We start from the raw sequence: 19,093 nt of genomic DNA on the forward strand, positions 1-19,093 counted from the left end.
TCTCCTGATTGCGGGCCATCATGTGTAGCTTAGTCGGCGTTCAAGGACGGTGTGGTGAGAGTCTCCTGTATCACCTCGCGCAATGCCTGGGCGGCCACGGAGAGTGCTTCGGCGTTGGTGGAGAGCACGCCGACGGCGCGCTGGATCGTCGGCTCCTCGAGGGGCAGGCAGCGCGCGCCGAGTTCATGCATTTGATCGATGCACAGCGATGGCACGGCGCTGACCCCGAGTCCCGCGGCGACCATGCGCCCTACCGTGGACAACTGATAGCTCTCGAAGGCCGCCGGCAGCTCGAGGCCTCGGGCGCGCAGTTGCTCTTCGAGCATCAACCGCACCATGGACGGACGCTGAAGGGTGATGAAGTGTTCGGTCAGCAGCATCTGCCAGCTCACCTTGTGGCGGTTCGATAGCGGCGAGTCGGCCGGCACCACGGCCACGAAGCGGTCCTCGAACAGCGGCGTGAAGTGGAGGGTGTCGGTGGTCTCGGGGGCGAAGGCGACCCCCAGCTCGACCCGGCCCTGGCGGACCATCTCGATGACCTGCTCGTTGATCACGTCATGGACGGTGACGTTGATCTGCGGGTAGCGGGCGCGGAAGGCCTTGAGCACACCGGGCAGCTGGTTGCCGGCGAAGGAGGGCATGGCCGCCAGGGCGACCCGCCCCAGGCGCAGGGTGAATCGCTGGCGCAGCAGCTCCTCGGTGTTGTCCCAGTCGGCCAGCAGGCGCTTGGCTAGCGGCACCAGGGACTCGCCCTCCGGTGTCAGCCGCACGCTACGGGTGCTGCGCGTCAGCAGGCGACCGCCGAGCGATGCCTCCAGGCTCTTGATGGTCAGGCTGAGCGCCGGCTGGGAAAGGTGCAGGCGTTCGCAGGCCTGGGTGAAGCTCAGTGTCTGGGCCACGGCGAGGAAGGCGCGGAGCTGCTTGACGGTCATGGGGCGACTCGCGGATATTTATTGATAAAGTAAAAGAATTGATAAAAAAAACAAACTTAACAAATATATGGTCACTGGCGACACTGCCAGCATCCGCAACAAAAAACCTTCTAACCAGGCGAGGCAGGCATATGGCCGGATTCGACAAGCGAGTGAGTTCCCTTGAGGAGGCGATGGCTGGGATCGAGAGCGGCATGACCGTGATCGCCGGCGGTTTCGGGCTGTGCGGCATCCCCGAGAACCTGATCGGCGAGATCCAGCGTCGCGGCGTCAAGGATCTGTCCGTCTACTCCAACAACTGTGGCGTGGACGGCTTCGGGCTGGGGCTGCTGCTCGAGGATCGTCAGATCAGCACCATCTACGCCTCCTACGTGGGCGAGAATGCGCTGTTCGAGCAGCAGATGCTCGAAGGTGACATCGAGGTGGTGCTGACCCCGCAAGGTACCCTGGCCGAGAAGATGCGCGCCGGCGGTGCCGGCATTCCTGCCTTCTACACCGCCACTGGCTATGGCACGCCGATCGGTGAGGGCAAGGAGGTCCGCGAGTTCAACGGCCGCCACTATATCCTCGAGGAATCGGTGGTCGGTGACTTCGCCATCGTCAAGGGCTGGAAGGCCGACCGCTACGGCAACGTCGTCTATCGTGACACGGCTCGCAACTTCAACCCCCTGGCCGCCACCGCGGGCAAGATCACCGTGGTCGAGGTAGAAGAGATCGTCGAACCTGGCGAGCTCACCCCGGATCAGGTCCACACTCCGGGTATCTACGTCGATCGCATCATCCAGGGAAGCTTCGAGAAGCGCATCGAGAAGCGCACCGTCCACCAGGGCTGAGCGCTTTACCCACGATCCACGATGAGGCGAGCCCGATCCGGAGGCAGGCCTGGGAAGGCGCCCCGCGCCCGATCCCTTGATCGATGCCGTGCTGCGAGGCTCTCGCACCCTGCATCCGGCTTGTTTCCGATGCTCGCCAATCATGAAAGACAAGAGGCAACAACGATGGCACTGACTCGCGAACAGATGGCAAGGCGCGTGGCGCGCGAACTCGAGGACGGTTTCTACGTCAACCTGGGCATCGGCATCCCCACCCTGGTGGCCAACTACGTACCGGACGACATCGACGTCATGCTGCAGTCCGAGAACGGCCTGCTGGGCATGGGGCGCTTCCCCACCGAGGAGGAAGTCGACCCCGACATGATCAATGCCGGCAAGCAGACCGTCACCGCCCGTCCCGGAGCGGCGATCTTCTCTTCCGCGGAGTCTTTCGCGATGATCCGCGGCGGCCACGTGGACCTGACCGTGCTCGGTGCCTTCGAGGTCGACCAGAACGGCAACATCGCGTCCTGGATGATCCCCGGCAAGCTGATCAAGGGCATGGGCGGCGCCATGGACCTGGTGGCGGGCGCCGAGAACATCATCTGCACCATGACCCACGCCTCAAAGCATGGGGAATCCAAGCTGCTGGAATCCTGCAGCCTGCCGCTGACCGGTGCCGGCTGTATCAATCGGGTGCTGACCGACCTGGCCTATCTCGAGATCGAGAACGGCGCCTTCGTTCTCAAGGAGCGCGCGCCGGGGGTCTCCGTCGAGGAAATCAAGGACAAGACCGCCGGTAAGCTGATCGTGCCGGAGCATGTGCCGGAGATGGTCTTCGCCGACTGAAACCTGCACTGGAGTCAAGGTATTTTTTCCTTTCATGGCCCGGGCTTGCCCGGGCCATCTCGTGCGTGACAGGCCACACTCGGGTGCCGAAAAACTGATCATTCTGAGAGTCACGGCCATGTCATGGGGCTCGTCGGGGCTTGTGCGGGAGCGATGCACAGCGTTATCCACAGAAACTGTGGAAATCGACATCGGGGGCGTTCCCCCGGTCGTGGTTCATTCAGATACCGCCGCCTCAGGCAACTGGATATCTCTTCCCGCCAGCAATCCACAGCAGGCCATCAGCGCACTCAAGGCGGCGCACACCACCAACGCCATCTGCCAGTTGCCAAACAGGTCATACATCCCGCCGATCACCGGCGGCCCCATCGCGGCAAGCAGGTAGCCTAGCGTCTGCGCCATGCTCGACAGCGAGGCCGACTGCATGGCGTCGCGTGCGCGCAGGCCCATGAATGACAGGGCGAGGATGAAGCTCGCCCCCGATCCTGACCCCAACAGCATGACCCAGGCCAACGCCCACTCAGGGGAGAGCCATAGGCCGAGGAAGCCGGCCAATGTCATGCAGGGTGCCGTGAAGGCGATCAGGCGTTGATCCTTGAGGCGCGGCATCAGGGGCACTAGCACCAATCCCGGCAAGGCCGTGGCTAGTTGCAGCAGGCCATGCAGCGAGCCCGCTCTTTCGGGGGTGAAACCACTGTCCGCCAGGATGCCTGGCAACCAGCTGTTGACGGTATAGAACAGCAGCGAGTTCAGCCCCATGAACAGCGTCACCTGCCAGGCCAGTGGTGAGCGCCAGACGGCGACCTTGCCCGAGGAGTGCGACCGGTCAGTACCGTGGGCCGCTGCCGGCAAGGAGCGACGTGAGAGTTGTGGCCACCACACCGCCATCGTCACCAGCGGCAAGGCCACCAGCACCAGCATGGCGAACTGCCACCCGTGAGTACTGGCCTGCGCCAGCGGCACCATCGCCGCCGAGGCAAGTGCCGCCATGATCCCCATGGTCAGCACGTAACAAGAGGTCAGCAACGCGATATGGCGAGGGAAGGCGCGCTTTACCAGGCTCGGCAGCAGCACGTTGCCCACCGCGATGCCCGCGCCGATCAGCGCGATCCCCATATAGAGCGCCAGGGTCGTGCCCTGCACGCGTAGCACGATGCCCGTGCCGATGGTGATCAAGGCCAGCAAGATGCTGCGCTCCAGCCCGATGGTGCGCGCAAGACGCGGTACCCAAGGCGAGACGACGACAAAGGCCAGCAGTGGCAGAATCATCAATAGGCCTGCCGCGGTGGCATTGAAACCCAGCGCGGCCTGAAGACGTTCGAGCAGGGGCGCGACGCTGGTGAAGGGGGCGCGCAGGTTCATGGCGATCAACAGGATGCCGGCGATCAGCACGGCGGGATGGCTCAAGCGCCGCAAGGGCGGATGGGCGTGACAGGATTCAGACATGAGGTCCCCAAGGCGGTACGAATGACGAGATATCATTGCGATAATGACCGATAGCCTAATCGTCCCGGCTCCAGCAGAATAAGGCCATGATGACTTCAGATACCTGAAAACTGACAATCTGCGAGTATGTCGAGATGACTACCCCGTCGCTTCTCATGTCTGATGTGCTATCGGCGCTGCACGACACGTCACCCTATTGCGATGTCTACCAGCATGATCCGGAGCTCTCCAACATGCCGGCCAGTGCCCTACACGTCGATACCGGCCAGCAGGCGCTGGAAATCCCCGTTCACCAGCACCGCAAGGGCCAGCTGGTCATCGCCCTGCATGGCGTGGTGACCTGCCGTGTCGCCGAAGGACTGTGGATGGTGCCGCCGCACAGCGGGGTCTGGATTCCCGGGGCGATGCCCCACAGCAACCGCCTGACCCGCGGCGGGCGCATGTGCTATCTGTTCATCGAGCCCGCGGCGCTGGAAATGCCCGATCACAGCTGCACGCTGTCGATCTCGCCACTGCTACGTGAGCTGATACTGCGCCTGGCGGCACTCCCCCAGACCTATGCCGAGCAGGGGCCCACGGCACGCCTGGTCGAGGTCTTGTTTGCGGAACTCGCCGGCATGCCCAGCGAACGCCTGCACCTGCCGATTCCCGAGGACAGACGTCTCGCGCGCATCAGCGATGCACTGATCCAGGCGCCCGATGACCGCCGAACCCTGGGCCAGTGGGCACAGGAACTGGCGATGAGCGAACGCACCCTCGCTCGCCGGATCCAGCGCGAGACGGGGTTGAATTTCAGCCGTTGGCGACAGCAGCTGCATCTGATCGTCGCGATCCGTTATCTCGCCGAAGGCATGAGTGTGCAGCGCGTCTCGGAGGAGGTCGGCTATCAGTCGGTGAATGCCTTCATCAGCATGTTCAAGAAACTGCTCGGCACCACGCCGACACGCTATCTCGACGCTCATCGGCAACGCCTCAATGGCATTGGCAGGCACTCAAACCACTGACTCGAGGGGCTAAAGGCGGGGACAGGCCCCGGTTGCCGGGTTGTCGTTCGCCGCGGCGCTCAATTCAGCTCACAACGGGTATGGTAGGGAAGCAGCAGTTCGGCGGTGCGCTCCTGATTGGCGCTGACCTGTTGTTGCACCAAGGCCAGGCCACCGCTGGCGATGCGTCGTTCGTCGCCCTCGGCGAACACCATTCGGCGAGTCGGGCCGGGGTAGAATCGATAGTCGAGCAGCGGTGAGACGGGCAGGATGCCGTGATGGCGATCGGCGCTGCCGTGAAGGCCGGCCTGGGTGAGGGCGTCATCGAGCCGATCGATGCGCTGCCCGAGCCGGGCGCAGTCGAACCCGGGGTGATGCAGGCGCGGGCCCATGGCGGCCAGCCAGCCGGCCAGTGGGTGGGCCGCCGTCAGGGCCTGATAGGTGGTCCAGTCCGGCATCGGCCAGGGGCGCCCCCGACACAGCAGGTTTTGCCCCTGGCTATCGGCGGCGCTGGCCTGGCCGATCAGCCGTTGCAGGGCCTCGCGAGGGGGGCGAGACAGGGTGCCGAGCTGTAGTTCGAGCAGCACCAGCCAGGCGCCGTCGTCGGGGGCCGCCAGCAGGGTGGCGAGCAGGCCGCGGTCGGCCATCGCATGGCGTCGCCGCGGCCGATAGCCGAAACGCACCAGCGTGGGCAGCAAGGCCTCCATGGCCCAGGGGCCATGGTTGAGCGTGAGCAGCGTCAGGTACTCCGGCGATGCCTCCACCGGCCATAACCGTAGTCCGCCCAGTTCCGGGTGCTGATGAACGTAGTCCAGCCACAGCTGCTGGAGGAATTCTTCCCGCTGCATCCTGCTTCGTCCTCTGACCGTGTCGATTGCCCTACAGGCAGTGTAAGCGGCTCGAGTGTGGGCGGATTCAACGAGGCGGGTGTGGCTCAAAAGCAAGAAGGCCGCCCTGGGGCGGCCTTCGTCACTCGCGCAATACGCGGCTTACTGGGCGGCTTCGGCCGACAGCAGGGCCTGTTCGCGGACGTACTGGTCGAACTCGGTGAAACCGCCGACATGGGTCTGGTCGACGAAGATCTGCGGCACCGTCTCGACCGGCTTGCCGATGGTCTTCTCCATGTCGGCCTTGGTGATGCCTTCCTCGTGGATGTCCACGTAACGATGCCCCTGAATGGCGCCGGCATTCTCGAGCTTCTCGGCGAGCTCCTTGGCGCGCACGCAGAACGGGCAGGCGGGGCGGCCGAAGATGACGACGAACATAACGTGACTCCTTGCATCTCTGATGCATCGAAATGGGAAGTGAAATCGAACGCCATTTTGCCCCAGCGACGCGCCGCTGGCCAATAGGCATCGTCTGGCAAGACGATTGGGGCATGCTATGGGCGTGGTGAGCGGTCGTCGCTAACGGCTAGAGCGCCTGCTGGTCGCTGGCGTCGGCGTGGCGTAGCAGCTTGGCCAGCGGGTCATGCAGGGCGGGGCTCGAGACCAGCAGGTTCTCGCCGTAGAGATCCTCGGGGATGCCGCCAGGTAGCGGATACAGGTGGCCGGTGCGGGCACCGGCTTCTCGGGCGATCAGCACGCCGGCGGCCATGTCCCAGGGCGAGACACTCTCGTAGTAGGCATCCAGGCGGCCGCTGGCCACCGCGCACAGGTCGAGGGCCGCCGAGCCGGCGCGGCGCACGTCCTGGCAATGGGTGAGCACCGCCATGAGTCGGCGCATCAGCGGCGGGCGGCTGTCGCGGCGATAGGGAAAGCCGGTGCCGACCAGACTCGTGGTCATGTCCTTCGCGCCGCTGGCGCGGATCGGTTCGCCGTTGCACCAGGCGCCGCGACCGGCCAGGGCCGTGTAGGTCTCGCCGAGGAAGGGAGCATGCACCACGCCGAGCCTCACGCGCCCTCCGCTGGCCCAGCCGATCGAGACCGCCACGTGATGCAGGCCGTGGGCGAAGTTGACGGTGCCGTCGATGGGGTCCACGACCCACAGCGCCTCGGGCCGCTCCAGGACCTCGCGGTCCGGGGCCAGTTCCTCGCTGAGGCGAGTCTCCTCGGGGAAGCTCGCCTGGAGGCGCTCGCCGATATAGGTGTCGACCTGCAGGTCGATATCGGTGACCAGTTCCTGGCCCTGCTTGTAACGGTGCTCGAAGTCGCCCTGCTCGCGGGCTTCGACGATCATTCGGCCGGCATGGGTGGCGATGTCGGCGGCGATCTCCAGGCGCTGTTCGGGGGTCATGGCGGTTCCTCGCGGTAACGGTGCCTTCATAGGCTAGCAGCAACCCCCGGTCGGTTGGCTATACTGGCCGCCCATTCATTCGAAGGAAACTCAGGATGCCGGCATTGAGCGCCGATCAGTATGATCACCTGAGACGCCTGGCGACGGTCTGGGAGCGCATGTTTCATGGGGCCGACCGGAGCGCGCCGAGGGATAATCCGCGGCTCGAGGTGGACGCCTTATGCTTCCAGCCGCAGACGCTGCCGGATGGCCGTCATGGGCTGCTGGGGGCATGGATCACGCCGGCTTCGTTGTCGCTGGTGGTGGTGCCGGAGACGAACGATCTGGAGTGTCCTGGCGGCACGGCGCCTATGACGCTGGCGTTGCCGTCGGGCCGTTATCCCTTTCGCGCGGTATCGCTCGGTGGTGAAGGGTGGCTGTGGCAATGCGAGCTGCTCGACGACCTGCGCGATCTCGACTCGCGACAGGACGGCAGTCGGCTGGCCCAGCGGCTGATGAGGACGGTGATGACGCCGGCCGCCGACTAGGGGGAATGTCGCCCTGGTGCCGCGCGCAAAAGGTTCATATGCTGGTGGCGCGCAGCCTTTGACCTCTCCCTGCCCGTGACGGACGGACAGGCAACGTAACGAGGAGACCCCATGTCGGTTCCCCCCTCCACGGTTCCCCCTTCCACGCCCCGCGTCGCGCTCGTGACCGGGGCCAGCAGCGGCATCGGCGAGGCCGTGGTACGCCATTTCTGCGAGCTGGGCCATCAGGTGCTCGCGGTGGACCTTGCCCGCGAGGGGCAGGCGGTCGCCGAGCGTGCCGGTGCGGCCTTCTTCCAGGCCGATCTCACCGATGGCGAGGCCTGCAAGGCGGCGGTCGCCGACGCCCTGAGCCGTTTCGGGCGGCTCGATATCCTGGTCAATAATGCCGGCATCCAGCATGTCTCTTCGATCGAGGCGTTCCCCGAGGCGCAGTGGCGGCGAATCATCGATCTGATGCTCACCGCTCCCTTCCTGCTGACGCAGGCGGCTTGGCCGTCGATGCGCGAGAACGGCTGGGGCCGCATCGTCAACGTCGCCTCGATCCATGCCCAGGTCGCCTCGCCCGGCAAGGCCGCCTATATCAGCGCCAAGCACGGCCTGATCGGTTTGACCAAGACCGCGGCGCTGGAAGGCGGGGCGCAGGGCATCACCGCCAACGCCCTGTGCCCGGCCTACGTGAAGACGCCGCTGGTGGAAAATCAGATCGCCGACCAGGCCAGGTTGAACGGGATGGAAGAGCAGCAAGTGATCGAGCAGATCATGCTTAAGAACGCCGCCGTCAAGCGGCTGATCGATCCCGACGAGGTGGCCGCGCTGGTCGGCTACCTGGCCTCCGATGCGGCGGGTGCCGTCACCGGTGCCAGCTGGAACATCGACCTGGGCTGGACGGCGCAGTAAGCGCGCTGAGCGCCGTAGGACCAGCAAGCTCCGAAGGTTGAGTCTTCGGGGTTTGCTGTGCGTCGGGCGATCTCACGCTGCCGCTTGCCGCTTGCCGCTTGCCGCTTGCCGCTTGCCGCTTGCCTCAGTGCCGCACGGGCCGTTTCTGGAGCTTGCGCTGTAAGGTGCGGCGGTGCATGCCGAGCGCCCGGGCGGTGGCGGAGATATTGCCGTCGTGTTCCTGCAACACCTTCTGGATGTGTTCCCAGGTCAGACGGTTGATCGATGGGGGGCGCTCGGCGACTTCGGCCTCGGGGTCGCCTTCCTCGAGCGACAGGGCGGCGAGGATTTCCTCGGCATCCGCCGGTTTGCACAGATAATTCACCGCGCCGAGCTTGATCGCCTGTACCGCCGTGGCGATGCTCGAGTAGCCGGTCAACACCACCACCCGGCAGTCCGGCACGACATCCAGCATCTCGGGCAGCAGCTTGAGGCCGGACTCCTGTTCCAGCTTGAGGTCCAGGGTCGCCATGAGGGGGTGGTATTGACGCGCCAGGGCCAGCGCCTGTTCGCCGTCATGGGCGACCAGCACCTCGAAGCCGCGCCGGCTCATGGCGCGGTGCAGCACGTGGCAGAACATCTCGTCGTCGTCGATGATCAGCAGGCGTTCGTCACTCTCTTGCATGGCATCCTCGCTGGAATCGGGCGCGATCAGGCCGCGGGGGCACTCCGGGGCAGGCTCACCTCGGTCAGGGTGCCGCCCTCGGGATGATTGTAAAGCCGTACGCCGCCGCCGAAACGGTTGATGGTGGCATGGGTGAGGAACAGGCCGATCCCCAGCCCCTTGCTCTTGGTGGAAATGAAGGTCTCGCCGAGCTGATCGGCGATGCTCAGCGAGACGCCGGGGCCGTGATCGCGGATGTCGATGATCACCTCGTCGGCGTTCCAGTCGACCTGGATGACGATGTTATCGGGATTGGCATCGGCGGCATTGTTGAGCAGGTTGGTCAGCGCCTGGGCCAGGGTGGTATCCACGCTCAGTCGTGGCGTGCCACGGCGGCCTAACACCTCCAGCTGGTAGCCGACATCCGGGCGTAGCACCAGCCAGCGTTGCACGACCTCTTCCAGCCACTCCAATGCCTCGCGCACCTCGGGGTTGGCCATGCGGCGGCGGTCGGCGTTGTCGACTAGGTGACGCAGCCGCGATTTACAGGTGTCCACCTGCTCGCGAAGCAGCTCGATATCCTGGGTCAGCAGTTCGTTGCCGCGGGCGTCCTCGCGCATCTCGTTGAGCAGTACCGCCATGGTCGATAGTGGGGTGCCGAGCTCATGGGCGGTGCCGGCGGCCTGGGTGGCCACCGCCAGCACCTGTTCGTTGCGCAGCACCGCTTCGCGGGTGCGTGACAGGGCTTGTTCGCGGCCACGCAGGGCGCGGGCCATCTTGAAGATAAAGAAGGTCACCAACCCGGCGGACAGGGCGAAGTTCATCCACACGCCGAGGATATGCAGGCTGATGCCGTCCTGCAGGTGAGGCATGCCGAGCTGGGGTACCGGATGATAGAAGCCCATCAGGAAGCTGGTGCCGGCCAGGCCCGCGGCGGCCACGCTCCAGGCATAGCGCCAGGGCAGGGTAGCGGCGGCGATGGTCACCGGCACCAAATAGTAGTTGATGAAGGGGTTGGTGGCGCCGCCGGTGAAGTAGAACAGCAGCGTCAGGCCCGCCATGTCGGCCAGCAGGTGGGCCAGGTACTCGCGATGCGTGACATCGCGCGGCCGGCCCAGGCGCCACCAGGTGGCGATGTTGATCAACGCCATCACCACGATCACCGCGCCCACGGCCGGCAGGTCGAGCTCGAAGCCTAGCCCCGTGACTCCGATGACGATGCCGGCGAGAAAACCGGTCCAGGTAATGCCGCGCACGATAGTCAGGCGCACCATGTTGCGGTTGGGGGTGGACAGCGGTAGGGGCAGGGCGGCTGGCATGGGGGCTCCGCGGCAGTATCGTGTCGCGATGATACCCGATCGGCCTGCGCGGCGTCCTCCGATGGGGGTGCGGCCGGGCGTCGCTGCTGGTGCGATGCGTCGGCTGTCGTGAACTGTCGTGAATGGGCGGATGCCGAGCGCGGGTTTCCCTCTGTGGCTCAGGCGGTATATTGGAGGCTTCGAATCCTCTCGAGGGATGCTCGATGCGACGACGGCTGATATCCGTGCTTTTCCTGTTTCTCGGGGCGGGAGCCTTGCTGGGCCTGTGGGGCACTCGGCCCGTGCCTGTCTCGCCGAGCCGCGGTGCCAAGCGTGCCGCGGGTGGGGCCGGGAGGCTTGCATGGTGAATCCTGGCGATTCGGAAGATCGCGTCGGCATGACGGCTAAGCGACGTGATCGCCTGCTGGCGGGTGTCGAGGCGGCGGGAGAGGCGGTGCTGAGCATCTATCGTAGGCCCTTCAGCATCGCGACCAAGGCCGACGACAGCCCGCTCACCGAGGCCGATATCTGTGCCCATCATGCGCTCATCGATCTGCTCGGCGAGGTGACACCGGCGTTGCCGGTGCTGTCCGAGGAATCGGAAGCCATTCCCTATGCCATCCGTCGAGCCTGGCGTCGCTATTGGCTGGTCGATCCGCTGGATGGTACCAAGGAGTTCATCAAGGGCAGCGGTGATTTCACCCTCAACCTGGCGCTGATCGAGGACGGTGTGCCGGTGTTTGGCATCGTGCATGCGCCGGTGCTTGGGGTCAGCTGGCTGGGTCAGGTGGGGCAAGGGGCCTGCCGCCATGAGGAAGGTATTGCACGCGCGATAGGCGTGCGTGACCTGCCGGATCCGGCACTCGAGCCCTGGCGTATCATGGGCAGCCGTTCCCACGGGCTGTCGGCCCTGTCGGCCTTCCGCGCTGGCCTGCCGCGTCATGAGCTGGTGGCTCGGGGAAGCTCACTGAAGCTGTGCCTGGTGGCCGAAGGCGCCGCCGATCTTTACCCACGCTTCGGTCCGACCTGTGAGTGGGACACGGCGGCGGCCCAGGCGGTGGTGACAGCGGCAGGCGGCCAGGTGCTGGATGCCCGCCATCTGATGCCGCTGCGCTGCAACCGCCAGGCGTCGCTGCTCAACCCTGACTTCATCGTCTGCGGAGAACGCGACAAGCGCTGGGAACGAGCGCTCGTCGATGGCCTGGACGGGAAGGGCTGAACGCTCCCGCCCGATGGGGTGCCGGAGACGACCCATGAAGCCCCGAACCGCATGACCGGCCGGCGCGGCATCGAGACAGCGGCCTGGCCTAGCGGTACAATCCCGCCAACTCTCACACCCACATCACCCTGGTGCGTGTCAGGATGAACCCCAGGGTGAGTAAAAGTTGATGAAAACGCGACATGTCGAATGACAACCAAGCCTACGAGACCGGGCTTCGACGCACCTTTGCGATCATCTCGCACCCCGATGCGGGCAAGACCACCATCACCGAGAAGATGCTGCTGTTCGGCAACGCCATCCAGATGGCGGGGTCGGTGAAGAGCAAGCGTGACGATCGCCATGCCACCTCCGACTGGATGAAGATGGAGCAGGAACGTGGCATCTCGGTGACGACCTCGGTGATGCAGTTCCCCTATGGCGGCCGCATCGTCAACCTGCTCGATACCCCGGGGCACGCGGACTTCTCCGAGGACACCTACCGCACCCTGACCGCGGTGGATTCGGCGCTGATGGTGATCGATGCGGCCAAGGGCGTCGAGGACCGCACCATCAAGCTGATGGACGTCTGCCGGTTGCGTACCACGCCGATCCTGACCTTCGTCAACAAGATGGATCGCGATACCCGTGACCCGGTCGAGGTGATGGATGAGGTCGAGAAGGTCCTCAATATCCAGTGTGCCCCCATGACCTGGCCGATCGGTATGGGACGCCACTTCAAGGGCGTCTACCATCTCTACAACGATGTCATTCATCTCTACACCCAGGGCCAGGGCAACCGTGTTCCTGAGGACAATCGCATCGAGGGGCTCGATAGTTCCGAGGTCGACGAGGTGCTGGGCGAGGAGGCCGCCGAGGAGCTGCGCATGGAGGTAGAGTTGGTGCGCGGTGCTTCCCATGCATTCGACCTGCAGGCCTATCGGCGCGGTGAGCTGACGCCGGTGTATTTCGGCACCGCCATGGGTAACTTCGGGGTGCGCGAGATGCTGGATGGCTTCGTCGAACACGCGCCACCGCCCCAGCCGCGCGAGACCAACCTGCGTCAGGTCGAGTCCGAGGACGGTCGTTTCACCGGTTTCGTGTTCAAGATCCAGGCCAACATGGACCCCAATCACCGCGACCGGGTCGCCTTCCTGCGCGTCTGTTCGGGCAAGTACGAGAAGAACATGAAGATGCGCCACGTGCGTATCGGCAAGGACGTCAAGATCGCCGACGCCCTGACCTTCATGGCCTCGGATCGCTCCCACGTCGAGGAGGCCTGGCCGGGCGATATCATCGGCCTGCACAACCACGGCACGATCCAGATCGGCGACACCTTCAGCCAGGGTGAGGACATGCGCTTCACCGGCATTCCGCACTTCGCCCCGGAGTTGTTCAAGCGTGTGCGCCTCAAGGACCCGCTGAAGATGAAGGCCCTGCAGAAGGGCCTGCAGCAACTCTCCGAGGAAGGCGCCACCCAGGTGTTCATGCCGATGGATAACAACGACCTGATCCTCGGTGCCGTGGGTACCCTGCAGTTCGATGTGGTCGCCCACCGCCTCAAGCAGGAGTACAAGGTCGACTGTATCTATGAGGGGATCAACGTCCAGACCGCCCGCTGGGTCTACTGCGATGATGCCAAGATGCTCGAGGAGTTCAAGCGCAAGGCCAGCCAGAATCTGGCCATCGACGGCGGCGGTTGCCTGACCTATATCGCCCCTACCCGCGTCAACCTGCAGATGATCCAGGAGCGCTGGCCTGAGGTTCGCTTCAGCCCGACCCGTGAGCACTGATCCGGGCTACGCCTGGGGCTAAAAGCGCCGAGTGGCAAGAAAACCCCGAGGCCCAAGCCTTCGGGGTTTTCTTTTGCATCGGGCGATCTCACACTGCCTTGCTGCTGATGGTGAGCGGCGCCGGCGGCAGACCGAAGCGGAGGTCATTGGCTAGGGAGGGCAAATGTGGCGCCCAGGGATGGGATCATAGCGCCTCCGCGAAGGGCCGCCCTCGGGAAGCCGCAACCCAAAGACCGCTGCCGGAGTCGCTGCCTATGCTCATCGACGCCCACTGCCACCTGGATTTCCCCGACTTCGATACCGATCGTGAGGCGATGTTCGCACGCGCCCGTGCGGCCGGAGTCGGCCACTTCGTGGTGCCCGGCACCATCCGACGGCGCTGGGATGGCGTGCTGGCGCTCGGCGCGCGCGCGGATGTCAACGTCTGCCTGGGCCTGCATCCCTACTTCATGGATGACCATCGCGAGGGCGACATCGATGCGTTGGCGGCGGCCCTGGAGCATCACCCCGAGGCAGTGGCGGTCGGTGAGTGCGGCATCGATGCGCGCTTTGAGGCGACACTGGATGCCCAGTGGGCCCTGTTCGACGCCCAGGCACGAATCGCGAAGGAGCGAGACTTGCCACTGGTGATCCACTGCGTGCGCGCCAACGATCGGCTGGCCAAGCGGCTACGTCAGCTGGCGCCGAGTGCTGGGGGGCTGATCCATGCCTTCGCCGGCTCCCCGCAGCAGGCCCAGGCGTTCCTCGATGTGGGGTTTGTGGTGGGGCTAGGCGGGGCCCTGACGCATGAGCGGGCCAAGCGCCTGCACCGTAGCGTGGTGGCATTGCCCGACGATGGCTATGTGCTGGAGACCGATAGCCCGGACATGCCCACCGCCGGGCATCGAGGGGAGCGCAACGAGCCGGCTCGCGTGGCCGAGGTGGGTCGCCGGGTGGCGGAACTCCGAAGCCAGTCCGTCGAGCGGGTGGCGGCAGACAGCAGCGCCACCGCCCGGCGACTGTTCGGGCTTTAAAATGAATTCATCAAACTTTTCCTGGAAACGCTGTACGGATCATCAGGAAAAAATCGCCGTGTCGCGGTAACTGTAGGTCACCCGTTTGATGACCTTGATTAGGTTGTTCATCCCCTCCAGCACGCTGGGGTTAAGCCAGTGTCGATTGCTGGACAGCCCCCTACGAGGTAGGGGAACAGCCGTGTTGCAAAGCGCGCCAGAGTCTCAATGCCGTTCCCCATGGCCATGTCGCCCCCACTCCGGTCAGGTGCTTATGACGGAGGTCTCATCGTCGGTAAACTAGAGGTTTTTGAGTTGATCCTGGAGATGATACGCCGTGGTCAGTGATGCATTGGCCACCAGTAGCTCATCTATCTTCCGTAGACCACCTCGACGTGGGGACATTGGTGCTTTACCTCGAGATCGATGGCCGAATTCATATCCAAGGTGAAAGTCTCGGCCTGCTCTCGGGAATCGGCCAATCACGCGAAGAAAGGACGGAGTGCCTCGTGGAGCGGTCTTCACCAACCCATATCACCTGCTGGTTGTCTGCGCAGGTGAATACAGTGGCGTCGCGTTGCCCCTTGTGCAGGGCGAGCTCGTAAATCGTCAGGCGCCGAAAGCCTTGCCAGTTTCGCGCTGACCAGCGATGAGCCTAAAATGCGGAGGCTCAGGCGTGCGGAGGCGCCAGGGAGCCTTTGATCTGTTCAACCAGTTCCTGCAGCCGTGGGCCGAGATTCTCCACGAGCACGCGGTGACTCAGACGCAAGGATGAACCGCCACAGTTGATTGCCATGACTTCCGCTCCTTCTTCGAGGATCAGTGGCATAGCCACGGCGCTGACTTCGCGTTCCCAATCGCCCTCGGAAAGGCAAAAGCCGTAGCGGGCATAGTCATCGAGTGATTTCTGGATTGATTGTTCGATAGCTGGCCAGTTGTCGGGGTCGCGCTGGCGCATCTCGTCCATCAACTGTTCTCGGCGTTCGGTGGGAATGCCGCATAGCCAAGCGCGGCCTATGGCAGTGGTTGCCATAGGAATGCGTGAGCCGGTTTCTAAGCGCATTACCAAGGGACCGTTGCCCTGGCATACTTCGATGTAGGTCATCGTCTGGCGATCCGCCGTGCCTAGTGCAATAGCGCAATCGGTGGCGTCGGCCAAGTGCTGCATATGCGGCCGGGCGATGTCGCGGATGCCCATGCTGGACAAGTAGCGATAGCCGAGTGCCAACACGCCAGCACTCAGTCGATATTTTTCCAAGTACTCGTTGTGATGTAGGTAACCGAGTAGCTTGAGTGTATATGTTAGTCGCGAAACGGTAGGGCGGGGGATTCCGGTTCGGCTGGAGAGCTCAGCGTTACCCAAGTACTCTTCGCCGGCTCCGAAAGCTCGCAGTAACTCAAGACCTCGTGAGAGGGCGGTGACGAAGTTGCGGTCCTTGGCTGCGCTGCCTTGTTCCTCGTTAAAATGTGTCGGCTTGTTCATGTGTGCTCCAAAGTCGGCCAGAGTGAGGAAAATGAAACCGAGTATCGCATAACAGCCCGGAGAAGGTGTCAACCTTCTCCGGGCTGGGAGCGCGTCATGCGAGCGTCTGATGGAGAGTGCCGTGTGGCTAATCGATGCGCTCGATCACTGTGGCGATTCCCTGGCCGACGCCGATGCACATGGTTACCAGCGCATAACGCCCGCCGGTGATCTCGAGCTGGCGCAACGCGGTCAGCGCCAGGCGTGCGCCGGACGCCCCCAGCGGATGGCCGATGGCGATGGCGCCGCCGTTGGGGTTGAGGCGGCTGTCGTCGTGCGACAGGCCCAGCTGCTCCACGCAGCCGAGCACCTGTACAGCGAAGGCCTCGTTGAGCTCGATCAGGTCCATCTGATCCAGGCTCAGCCCGGCGCGGGCCAGCGCCTTGTGGCTCGCGGGGACCGGGCCCAGGCCCATCACCCGCGGCGCTACCCCGGCCACCGCCCCGGCGACGATGCGTCCGCGTGGCGCCATACCGGCCTTCTCGCCGGCCGCCAGGCTACCCACGATCATCGCCGCGGCGCCATCGTTAAGGCCCGAGGCATTACCCGCCGATACCACCCCGCCCTCGAACAGCGCCGGCAGTCGGCCGAGCTTGTCGGCATCGCTGCCGGGGCGCGGATGCTCGTCCCGGTCCACCGTCAGCGACGGCTGCTTGCGCCCCTGCGCGACTTCGACGGGAAGCAGTTCTTCGGCATAGAAGCCACGTGCCAGCGCCTCGGCATAGCGCGCCTGGGAGCGGGCGGCGTAGGCGTCGGCGGAGTCGCGGTCGATGGCCAGGTCGTGGGCCACGTTGTCGGCGGTCTCCGGCATGCTGTGGCTACCGTACTCCCTGGCGATCGATGGATTGGGGAAACGCGACCCGATCACCGTGTCGTAGAGCGGCTGGTTGCGCGCATAGACCGACTCGGCCTTGCCCAGCACGTAGGGCGCGCGGCTCATGCTCTCTACGCCACCGGCGAGGAATAGCTCGCCTTCGCCGCTGCGGGTGGCGCGGGCGGCGTCGAGGATCGCCGCCAGACCGCTGCCACACAGCCGGTTGACGGTCTGGCCGGCGACCTCGATGGGCAGGCCGGCCAGCAGCGCGGCGTGACGCGCGACGTTGCGCGAATCTTCGCCGGCCTGGTTGGTGCAACCGGCGAGTACATCCTCGTAAGCGTCGGCGGCGAAGGCTGAGCGTTCGCGCAGGTGTCTGAGGGTCAGGCCCAGCAGGTCGTCGGGGCGCACCCCGGCCAGTGCGCCGCCGTGGCGGCCAAAGGGCGTGCGAATGCCGTCATAGAGATAGGCGTCGTGCATGGTGGTTCTCCGTGGTCGGTGGCTACTGAGCGCTGACGGTGGTGAGCGACAGACCCAGTCGCGCCCGGCGGCGCAGCCACGGGCTCGGCCGGTAGCGCGGGTCGCCGCTGTTGGCCTGCAGGTTTTCCAGGATAGTGAGGATGCGTCGTGCGCCGTAGTGCTCGCCCATAGCCAGTGGCCCGTGTGGGTAGCCCAGGCCGAGCTCGACGGCGCGATCGATGGTCGTCGGCTCGGCGACGCCTTGCTGGGCGATGTCGGCCCCCACGTTGACGATGCATGCCACCACACGCTGCAGCACGAAGCCGCCGCTGTCGTGGATCGCGCTGACCGGCGTACCGTCGGCGGCGAGCAAGGCATGGGCGGCGTCGCGCATGTCGCTGCGGGCCGCCGGGCTGGTCATCAGGCAGCGCCGCCGGTCGAGGCCGGCGAGCATGTCGACGGCGATGGTGCGCGCCGGGTCGAGCCCCTGGCGTAGGGCGCAGTCGGTGGCGTCCTCGCCATAGGGGGTGAGCAGGCACAGCGCCGCGTCGCTGGGGGCGTCATCCGTCTCCAGCGGCCAGCCGGCGGCCTCGACCACGCCGGCCAGGGCGTGCCGGGCGTCGGCGTCCTCGCCACTGATCCACACCGGCATCGGCGCGACACACGGTGCGGCCGGCTCCTCGGGCACTTGGGGCTGGCCGTCGACGTAGCGGTAGAAGCCCTCGCCGCTCTTGCGGCCCAGCAGGCCGGCCGCCAGGCGCTGCCCGGTCAGCGCCGAAGGACGAAAGCGCGGCTCCTGATAGTACTGGTGGTAGATCGACTCCATCACCGCGTGCGAGACGTCGAGCCCGGTCAGATCGAGCAGGCTGAACGGCCCCATGCGAAAGTCGCCCTGATCGGTCAACAGGCGGTCGATGGTGACATGGTCGGCGACGCCCTCGGTGAGCACACGCAGCGCCTCGGTACCGAATGCACGCCCGGCGTGGTTGACCAGGAAGCCCGGCGTATCGGTGGCACGCGCCGTGAAGTGGCCGAAGTGCTGGCCCAGTGCCTCGGTGGCTTCGACTACCGCTTTGTCGGTGCGCAGCCCCGGAATCACCTCAACGATCTTCATCAGCGGTACAGGATTGAAGAAGTGAAAGCCGATCACTCGCGCGGGATGTTCGCAAGCCGCGGCGATCTCGGTGACCGACAGCGACGAGGTATTGGTGGCGAGGATGGCGCGCGTGTCAATTACCGCCTCGAGCTGCCGGAACAGCTGCTGCTTTGCGGCCACCTGCTCGATGATAGCCTCGATGACCAGTTCGCAGTCGGCCAGGTCGTCCAGCGTGGCAGCCTCCACGAGCCGGTCATTCAGGGTCTCGGCGTGGGCGGGGTCGAAGCGCTGCTTCTCGACCTTGCGTGCCCACAGCTTGCCGATAAAGTCCTTGGCCTCGTCGACGGCGCCGTTACGGGTGTCGTGCAGCTTGACCCGCAGCCCCGCCTCGGCGGCGACCTGGGCGATGCCGCGTCCCATCGCGCCGGTGCCGACGATGCCGAGGGTGGTAATGGGTTGACTCATGCCGGATGTCCCTCCTGAGCTCGAAATACACTAACGCTAGTGCGGACCTGTTTCGCAAAGCAGAACCAGGTTCCGAATATTGACGGCCATCATAGGCTGTGCAAAAGTGCATCGCAAGATAAGTGAAGCCTG

The 19,093-nt window shown here is 65.0% G+C and carries 18 protein-coding genes; 8 read left to right on the plus strand and 10 right to left on the minus strand.

What is annotated here, in order from left to right:
* Positions 1 to 29 precede the first annotated feature (29 nt).
* On the minus strand, positions 30 to 932 hold the full coding sequence (locus ETC07_RS00545; RefSeq protein ID WP_136246598.1) for a LysR family transcriptional regulator: 903 nt from the start codon (positions 930 to 932) through the stop codon (positions 30 to 32).
* A gap of 131 nt (positions 933 to 1,063) precedes the next feature.
* On the opposite strand from ETC07_RS00545, the gene ETC07_RS00550 reads away from it, so the two are divergent.
* Positions 1,064 to 1,765, plus strand: coding sequence for a CoA transferase subunit A (locus tag ETC07_RS00550; protein WP_136246599.1), 702 nt, complete (start codon positions 1,064 to 1,066; stop codon positions 1,763 to 1,765).
* A gap of 165 nt (positions 1,766 to 1,930) precedes the next feature.
* The gene (locus ETC07_RS00555; RefSeq protein WP_136246600.1) at positions 1,931 to 2,593 is read left to right on the plus strand and encodes a CoA transferase subunit B; all 663 of its coding nucleotides are present in this window, start codon (positions 1,931 to 1,933) and stop codon (positions 2,591 to 2,593) included.
* Positions 2,594 to 2,809: 216 nt separating this feature from the next.
* Here the strand turns inward: ETC07_RS00555 and ETC07_RS00560 are convergent, their stop codons facing one another.
* Positions 2,810 to 4,039: an MFS transporter gene (locus tag ETC07_RS00560; protein ID WP_136246601.1), complete on the minus strand. Its 1,230-nt coding sequence runs from the start codon at positions 4,037 to 4,039 to the stop codon at positions 2,810 to 2,812.
* Between the two features lie 155 nt (positions 4,040 to 4,194).
* Between ETC07_RS00560 and ETC07_RS00565 the strand changes: the two genes are divergently transcribed.
* Entirely contained in the window at positions 4,195 to 5,043 is an 849-nt protein-coding gene (locus ETC07_RS00565) for an AraC family transcriptional regulator (protein WP_136246602.1), read from the plus strand.
* A gap of 59 nt (positions 5,044 to 5,102) precedes the next feature.
* On the opposite strand, the gene ETC07_RS00570 is transcribed toward ETC07_RS00565, so the two are convergent.
* From ETC07_RS00570 to ETC07_RS00580, 3 genes are all read right to left on the minus strand, one after another.
* Entirely contained in the window at positions 5,103 to 5,870 is a 768-nt protein-coding gene (locus tag ETC07_RS00570) for a VOC family protein (protein WP_136246603.1), read from the minus strand.
* A 141-nt stretch (positions 5,871 to 6,011) separates the two neighbouring features.
* Positions 6,012 to 6,287: a GrxA family glutaredoxin gene (locus ETC07_RS00575; RefSeq protein WP_136246604.1), complete on the minus strand. Its 276-nt coding sequence runs from the start codon at positions 6,285 to 6,287 to the stop codon at positions 6,012 to 6,014.
* Between the two features lie 148 nt (positions 6,288 to 6,435).
* Positions 6,436 to 7,257 (minus strand): inositol monophosphatase family protein, encoded by an 822-nt coding sequence (locus ETC07_RS00580; protein WP_136246605.1) that lies wholly within the window; start codon positions 7,255 to 7,257, stop codon positions 6,436 to 6,438.
* Between the two features lie 95 nt (positions 7,258 to 7,352).
* Between ETC07_RS00580 and hybE the strand changes: the two genes are divergently transcribed.
* Both hybE and ETC07_RS00590 read left to right on the plus strand, forming a co-directional pair.
* Complete coding sequence (gene hybE, locus ETC07_RS00585) at positions 7,353 to 7,784, plus strand: [NiFe]-hydrogenase assembly chaperone HybE (protein WP_136246606.1); 432 nt, start codon at positions 7,353 to 7,355, stop codon at positions 7,782 to 7,784.
* 111 nt (positions 7,785 to 7,895) lie between these two features.
* The gene (locus ETC07_RS00590; protein WP_136246607.1) at positions 7,896 to 8,681 is read left to right on the plus strand and encodes a 3-hydroxybutyrate dehydrogenase; all 786 of its coding nucleotides are present in this window, start codon (positions 7,896 to 7,898) and stop codon (positions 8,679 to 8,681) included.
* Positions 8,682 to 8,805: 124 nt separating this feature from the next.
* Here the strand turns inward: ETC07_RS00590 and ETC07_RS00595 are convergent, their stop codons facing one another.
* Both ETC07_RS00595 and ETC07_RS00600 read right to left on the minus strand, forming a co-directional pair.
* A complete protein-coding gene (locus ETC07_RS00595) occupies positions 8,806 to 9,345 on the minus strand; it encodes a response regulator transcription factor (RefSeq protein WP_136246608.1) in 540 nt (179 codons plus the stop codon).
* A gap of 26 nt (positions 9,346 to 9,371) precedes the next feature.
* Positions 9,372 to 10,643 (minus strand): ATP-binding protein, encoded by a 1,272-nt coding sequence (locus ETC07_RS00600; protein WP_136246609.1) that lies wholly within the window; start codon positions 10,641 to 10,643, stop codon positions 9,372 to 9,374.
* Positions 10,644 to 11,019: 376 nt separating this feature from the next.
* Between ETC07_RS00600 and cysQ the strand changes: the two genes are divergently transcribed.
* From cysQ to ETC07_RS00615, 3 genes are all read left to right on the plus strand, one after another.
* Positions 11,020 to 11,841, plus strand: coding sequence for a 3'(2'),5'-bisphosphate nucleotidase CysQ (gene cysQ / locus ETC07_RS00605; RefSeq protein ID WP_240724515.1), 822 nt, complete (start codon positions 11,020 to 11,022; stop codon positions 11,839 to 11,841).
* Between the two features lie 182 nt (positions 11,842 to 12,023).
* Entirely contained in the window at positions 12,024 to 13,613 is a 1,590-nt protein-coding gene (locus ETC07_RS00610; RefSeq protein WP_136246611.1) for a peptide chain release factor 3, read from the plus strand.
* Positions 13,614 to 13,867: 254 nt separating this feature from the next.
* Positions 13,868 to 14,626, plus strand: coding sequence for a TatD family hydrolase (locus ETC07_RS00615; RefSeq protein ID WP_136246612.1), 759 nt, complete (start codon positions 13,868 to 13,870; stop codon positions 14,624 to 14,626).
* Between the two features lie 649 nt (positions 14,627 to 15,275).
* Here ETC07_RS00615 and ETC07_RS00620 read toward each other — a convergent pair.
* The 3 genes from ETC07_RS00620 to ETC07_RS00630 form a co-directional block, all read right to left on the minus strand.
* Complete coding sequence (locus ETC07_RS00620) at positions 15,276 to 16,088, minus strand: IclR family transcriptional regulator (protein WP_136246613.1); 813 nt, start codon at positions 16,086 to 16,088, stop codon at positions 15,276 to 15,278.
* Positions 16,089 to 16,215: 127 nt separating this feature from the next.
* A complete protein-coding gene (locus ETC07_RS00625) occupies positions 16,216 to 17,421 on the minus strand; it encodes a 3-oxoadipyl-CoA thiolase (protein WP_136246614.1) in 1,206 nt (401 codons plus the stop codon).
* A 22-nt stretch (positions 17,422 to 17,443) separates the two neighbouring features.
* Positions 17,444 to 18,961, minus strand: coding sequence for a 3-hydroxyacyl-CoA dehydrogenase (locus tag ETC07_RS00630; protein WP_136246615.1), 1,518 nt, complete (start codon positions 18,959 to 18,961; stop codon positions 17,444 to 17,446).
* Between the last annotated feature and the right edge of the window lie 132 nt (positions 18,962 to 19,093).

Source organism: Halomonas borealis, from assembly GCF_004798905.1.
In the GTDB taxonomy this organism is placed as follows: Bacteria; Pseudomonadota; Gammaproteobacteria; order Pseudomonadales; family Halomonadaceae; genus Halomonas; species Halomonas borealis.

Excerpts from the sequence above, each read along its gene's own strand:
- ETC07_RS00545 (WP_136246598.1), bottom strand. The coding sequence starts at position 932 with ATGACCGTCAAGCAGCTCCGCGCCTTCCTCGCCGTGGCCCAGACACTG.
- ETC07_RS00550 (WP_136246599.1), top strand. The coding sequence starts at position 1,064 with ATGGCCGGATTCGACAAGCGAGTGAGTTCCCTTGAGGAGGCGATGGCT.
- ETC07_RS00555 (WP_136246600.1), top strand. The coding sequence starts at position 1,931 with ATGGCACTGACTCGCGAACAGATGGCAAGGCGCGTGGCGCGCGAACTC.
- ETC07_RS00560 (WP_136246601.1), bottom strand. The coding sequence starts at position 4,039 with ATGTCTGAATCCTGTCACGCCCATCCGCCCTTGCGGCGCTTGAGCCAT.
- ETC07_RS00565 (WP_136246602.1), top strand. The coding sequence starts at position 4,195 with ATGTCTGATGTGCTATCGGCGCTGCACGACACGTCACCCTATTGCGAT.
- ETC07_RS00570 (WP_136246603.1), bottom strand. The coding sequence starts at position 5,870 with ATGCAGCGGGAAGAATTCCTCCAGCAGCTGTGGCTGGACTACGTTCAT.
- ETC07_RS00575 (WP_136246604.1), bottom strand. The coding sequence starts at position 6,287 with ATGTTCGTCGTCATCTTCGGCCGCCCCGCCTGCCCGTTCTGCGTGCGC.
- ETC07_RS00580 (WP_136246605.1), bottom strand. The coding sequence starts at position 7,257 with ATGACCCCCGAACAGCGCCTGGAGATCGCCGCCGACATCGCCACCCAT.
- hybE (WP_136246606.1), top strand. The coding sequence starts at position 7,353 with ATGCCGGCATTGAGCGCCGATCAGTATGATCACCTGAGACGCCTGGCG.
- ETC07_RS00590 (WP_136246607.1), top strand. The coding sequence starts at position 7,896 with ATGTCGGTTCCCCCCTCCACGGTTCCCCCTTCCACGCCCCGCGTCGCG.
- ETC07_RS00595 (WP_136246608.1), bottom strand. The coding sequence starts at position 9,345 with ATGCAAGAGAGTGACGAACGCCTGCTGATCATCGACGACGACGAGATG.
- ETC07_RS00600 (WP_136246609.1), bottom strand. The coding sequence starts at position 10,643 with ATGCCAGCCGCCCTGCCCCTACCGCTGTCCACCCCCAACCGCAACATG.
- cysQ (WP_240724515.1), top strand. The coding sequence starts at position 11,020 with ATGACGGCTAAGCGACGTGATCGCCTGCTGGCGGGTGTCGAGGCGGCG.
- ETC07_RS00610 (WP_136246611.1), top strand. The coding sequence starts at position 12,024 with ATGTCGAATGACAACCAAGCCTACGAGACCGGGCTTCGACGCACCTTT.
- ETC07_RS00615 (WP_136246612.1), top strand. The coding sequence starts at position 13,868 with ATGCTCATCGACGCCCACTGCCACCTGGATTTCCCCGACTTCGATACC.
- ETC07_RS00620 (WP_136246613.1), bottom strand. The coding sequence starts at position 16,088 with ATGAACAAGCCGACACATTTTAACGAGGAACAAGGCAGCGCAGCCAAG.
- ETC07_RS00625 (WP_136246614.1), bottom strand. The coding sequence starts at position 17,421 with ATGCACGACGCCTATCTCTATGACGGCATTCGCACGCCCTTTGGCCGC.
- ETC07_RS00630 (WP_136246615.1), bottom strand. The coding sequence starts at position 18,961 with ATGAGTCAACCCATTACCACCCTCGGCATCGTCGGCACCGGCGCGATG.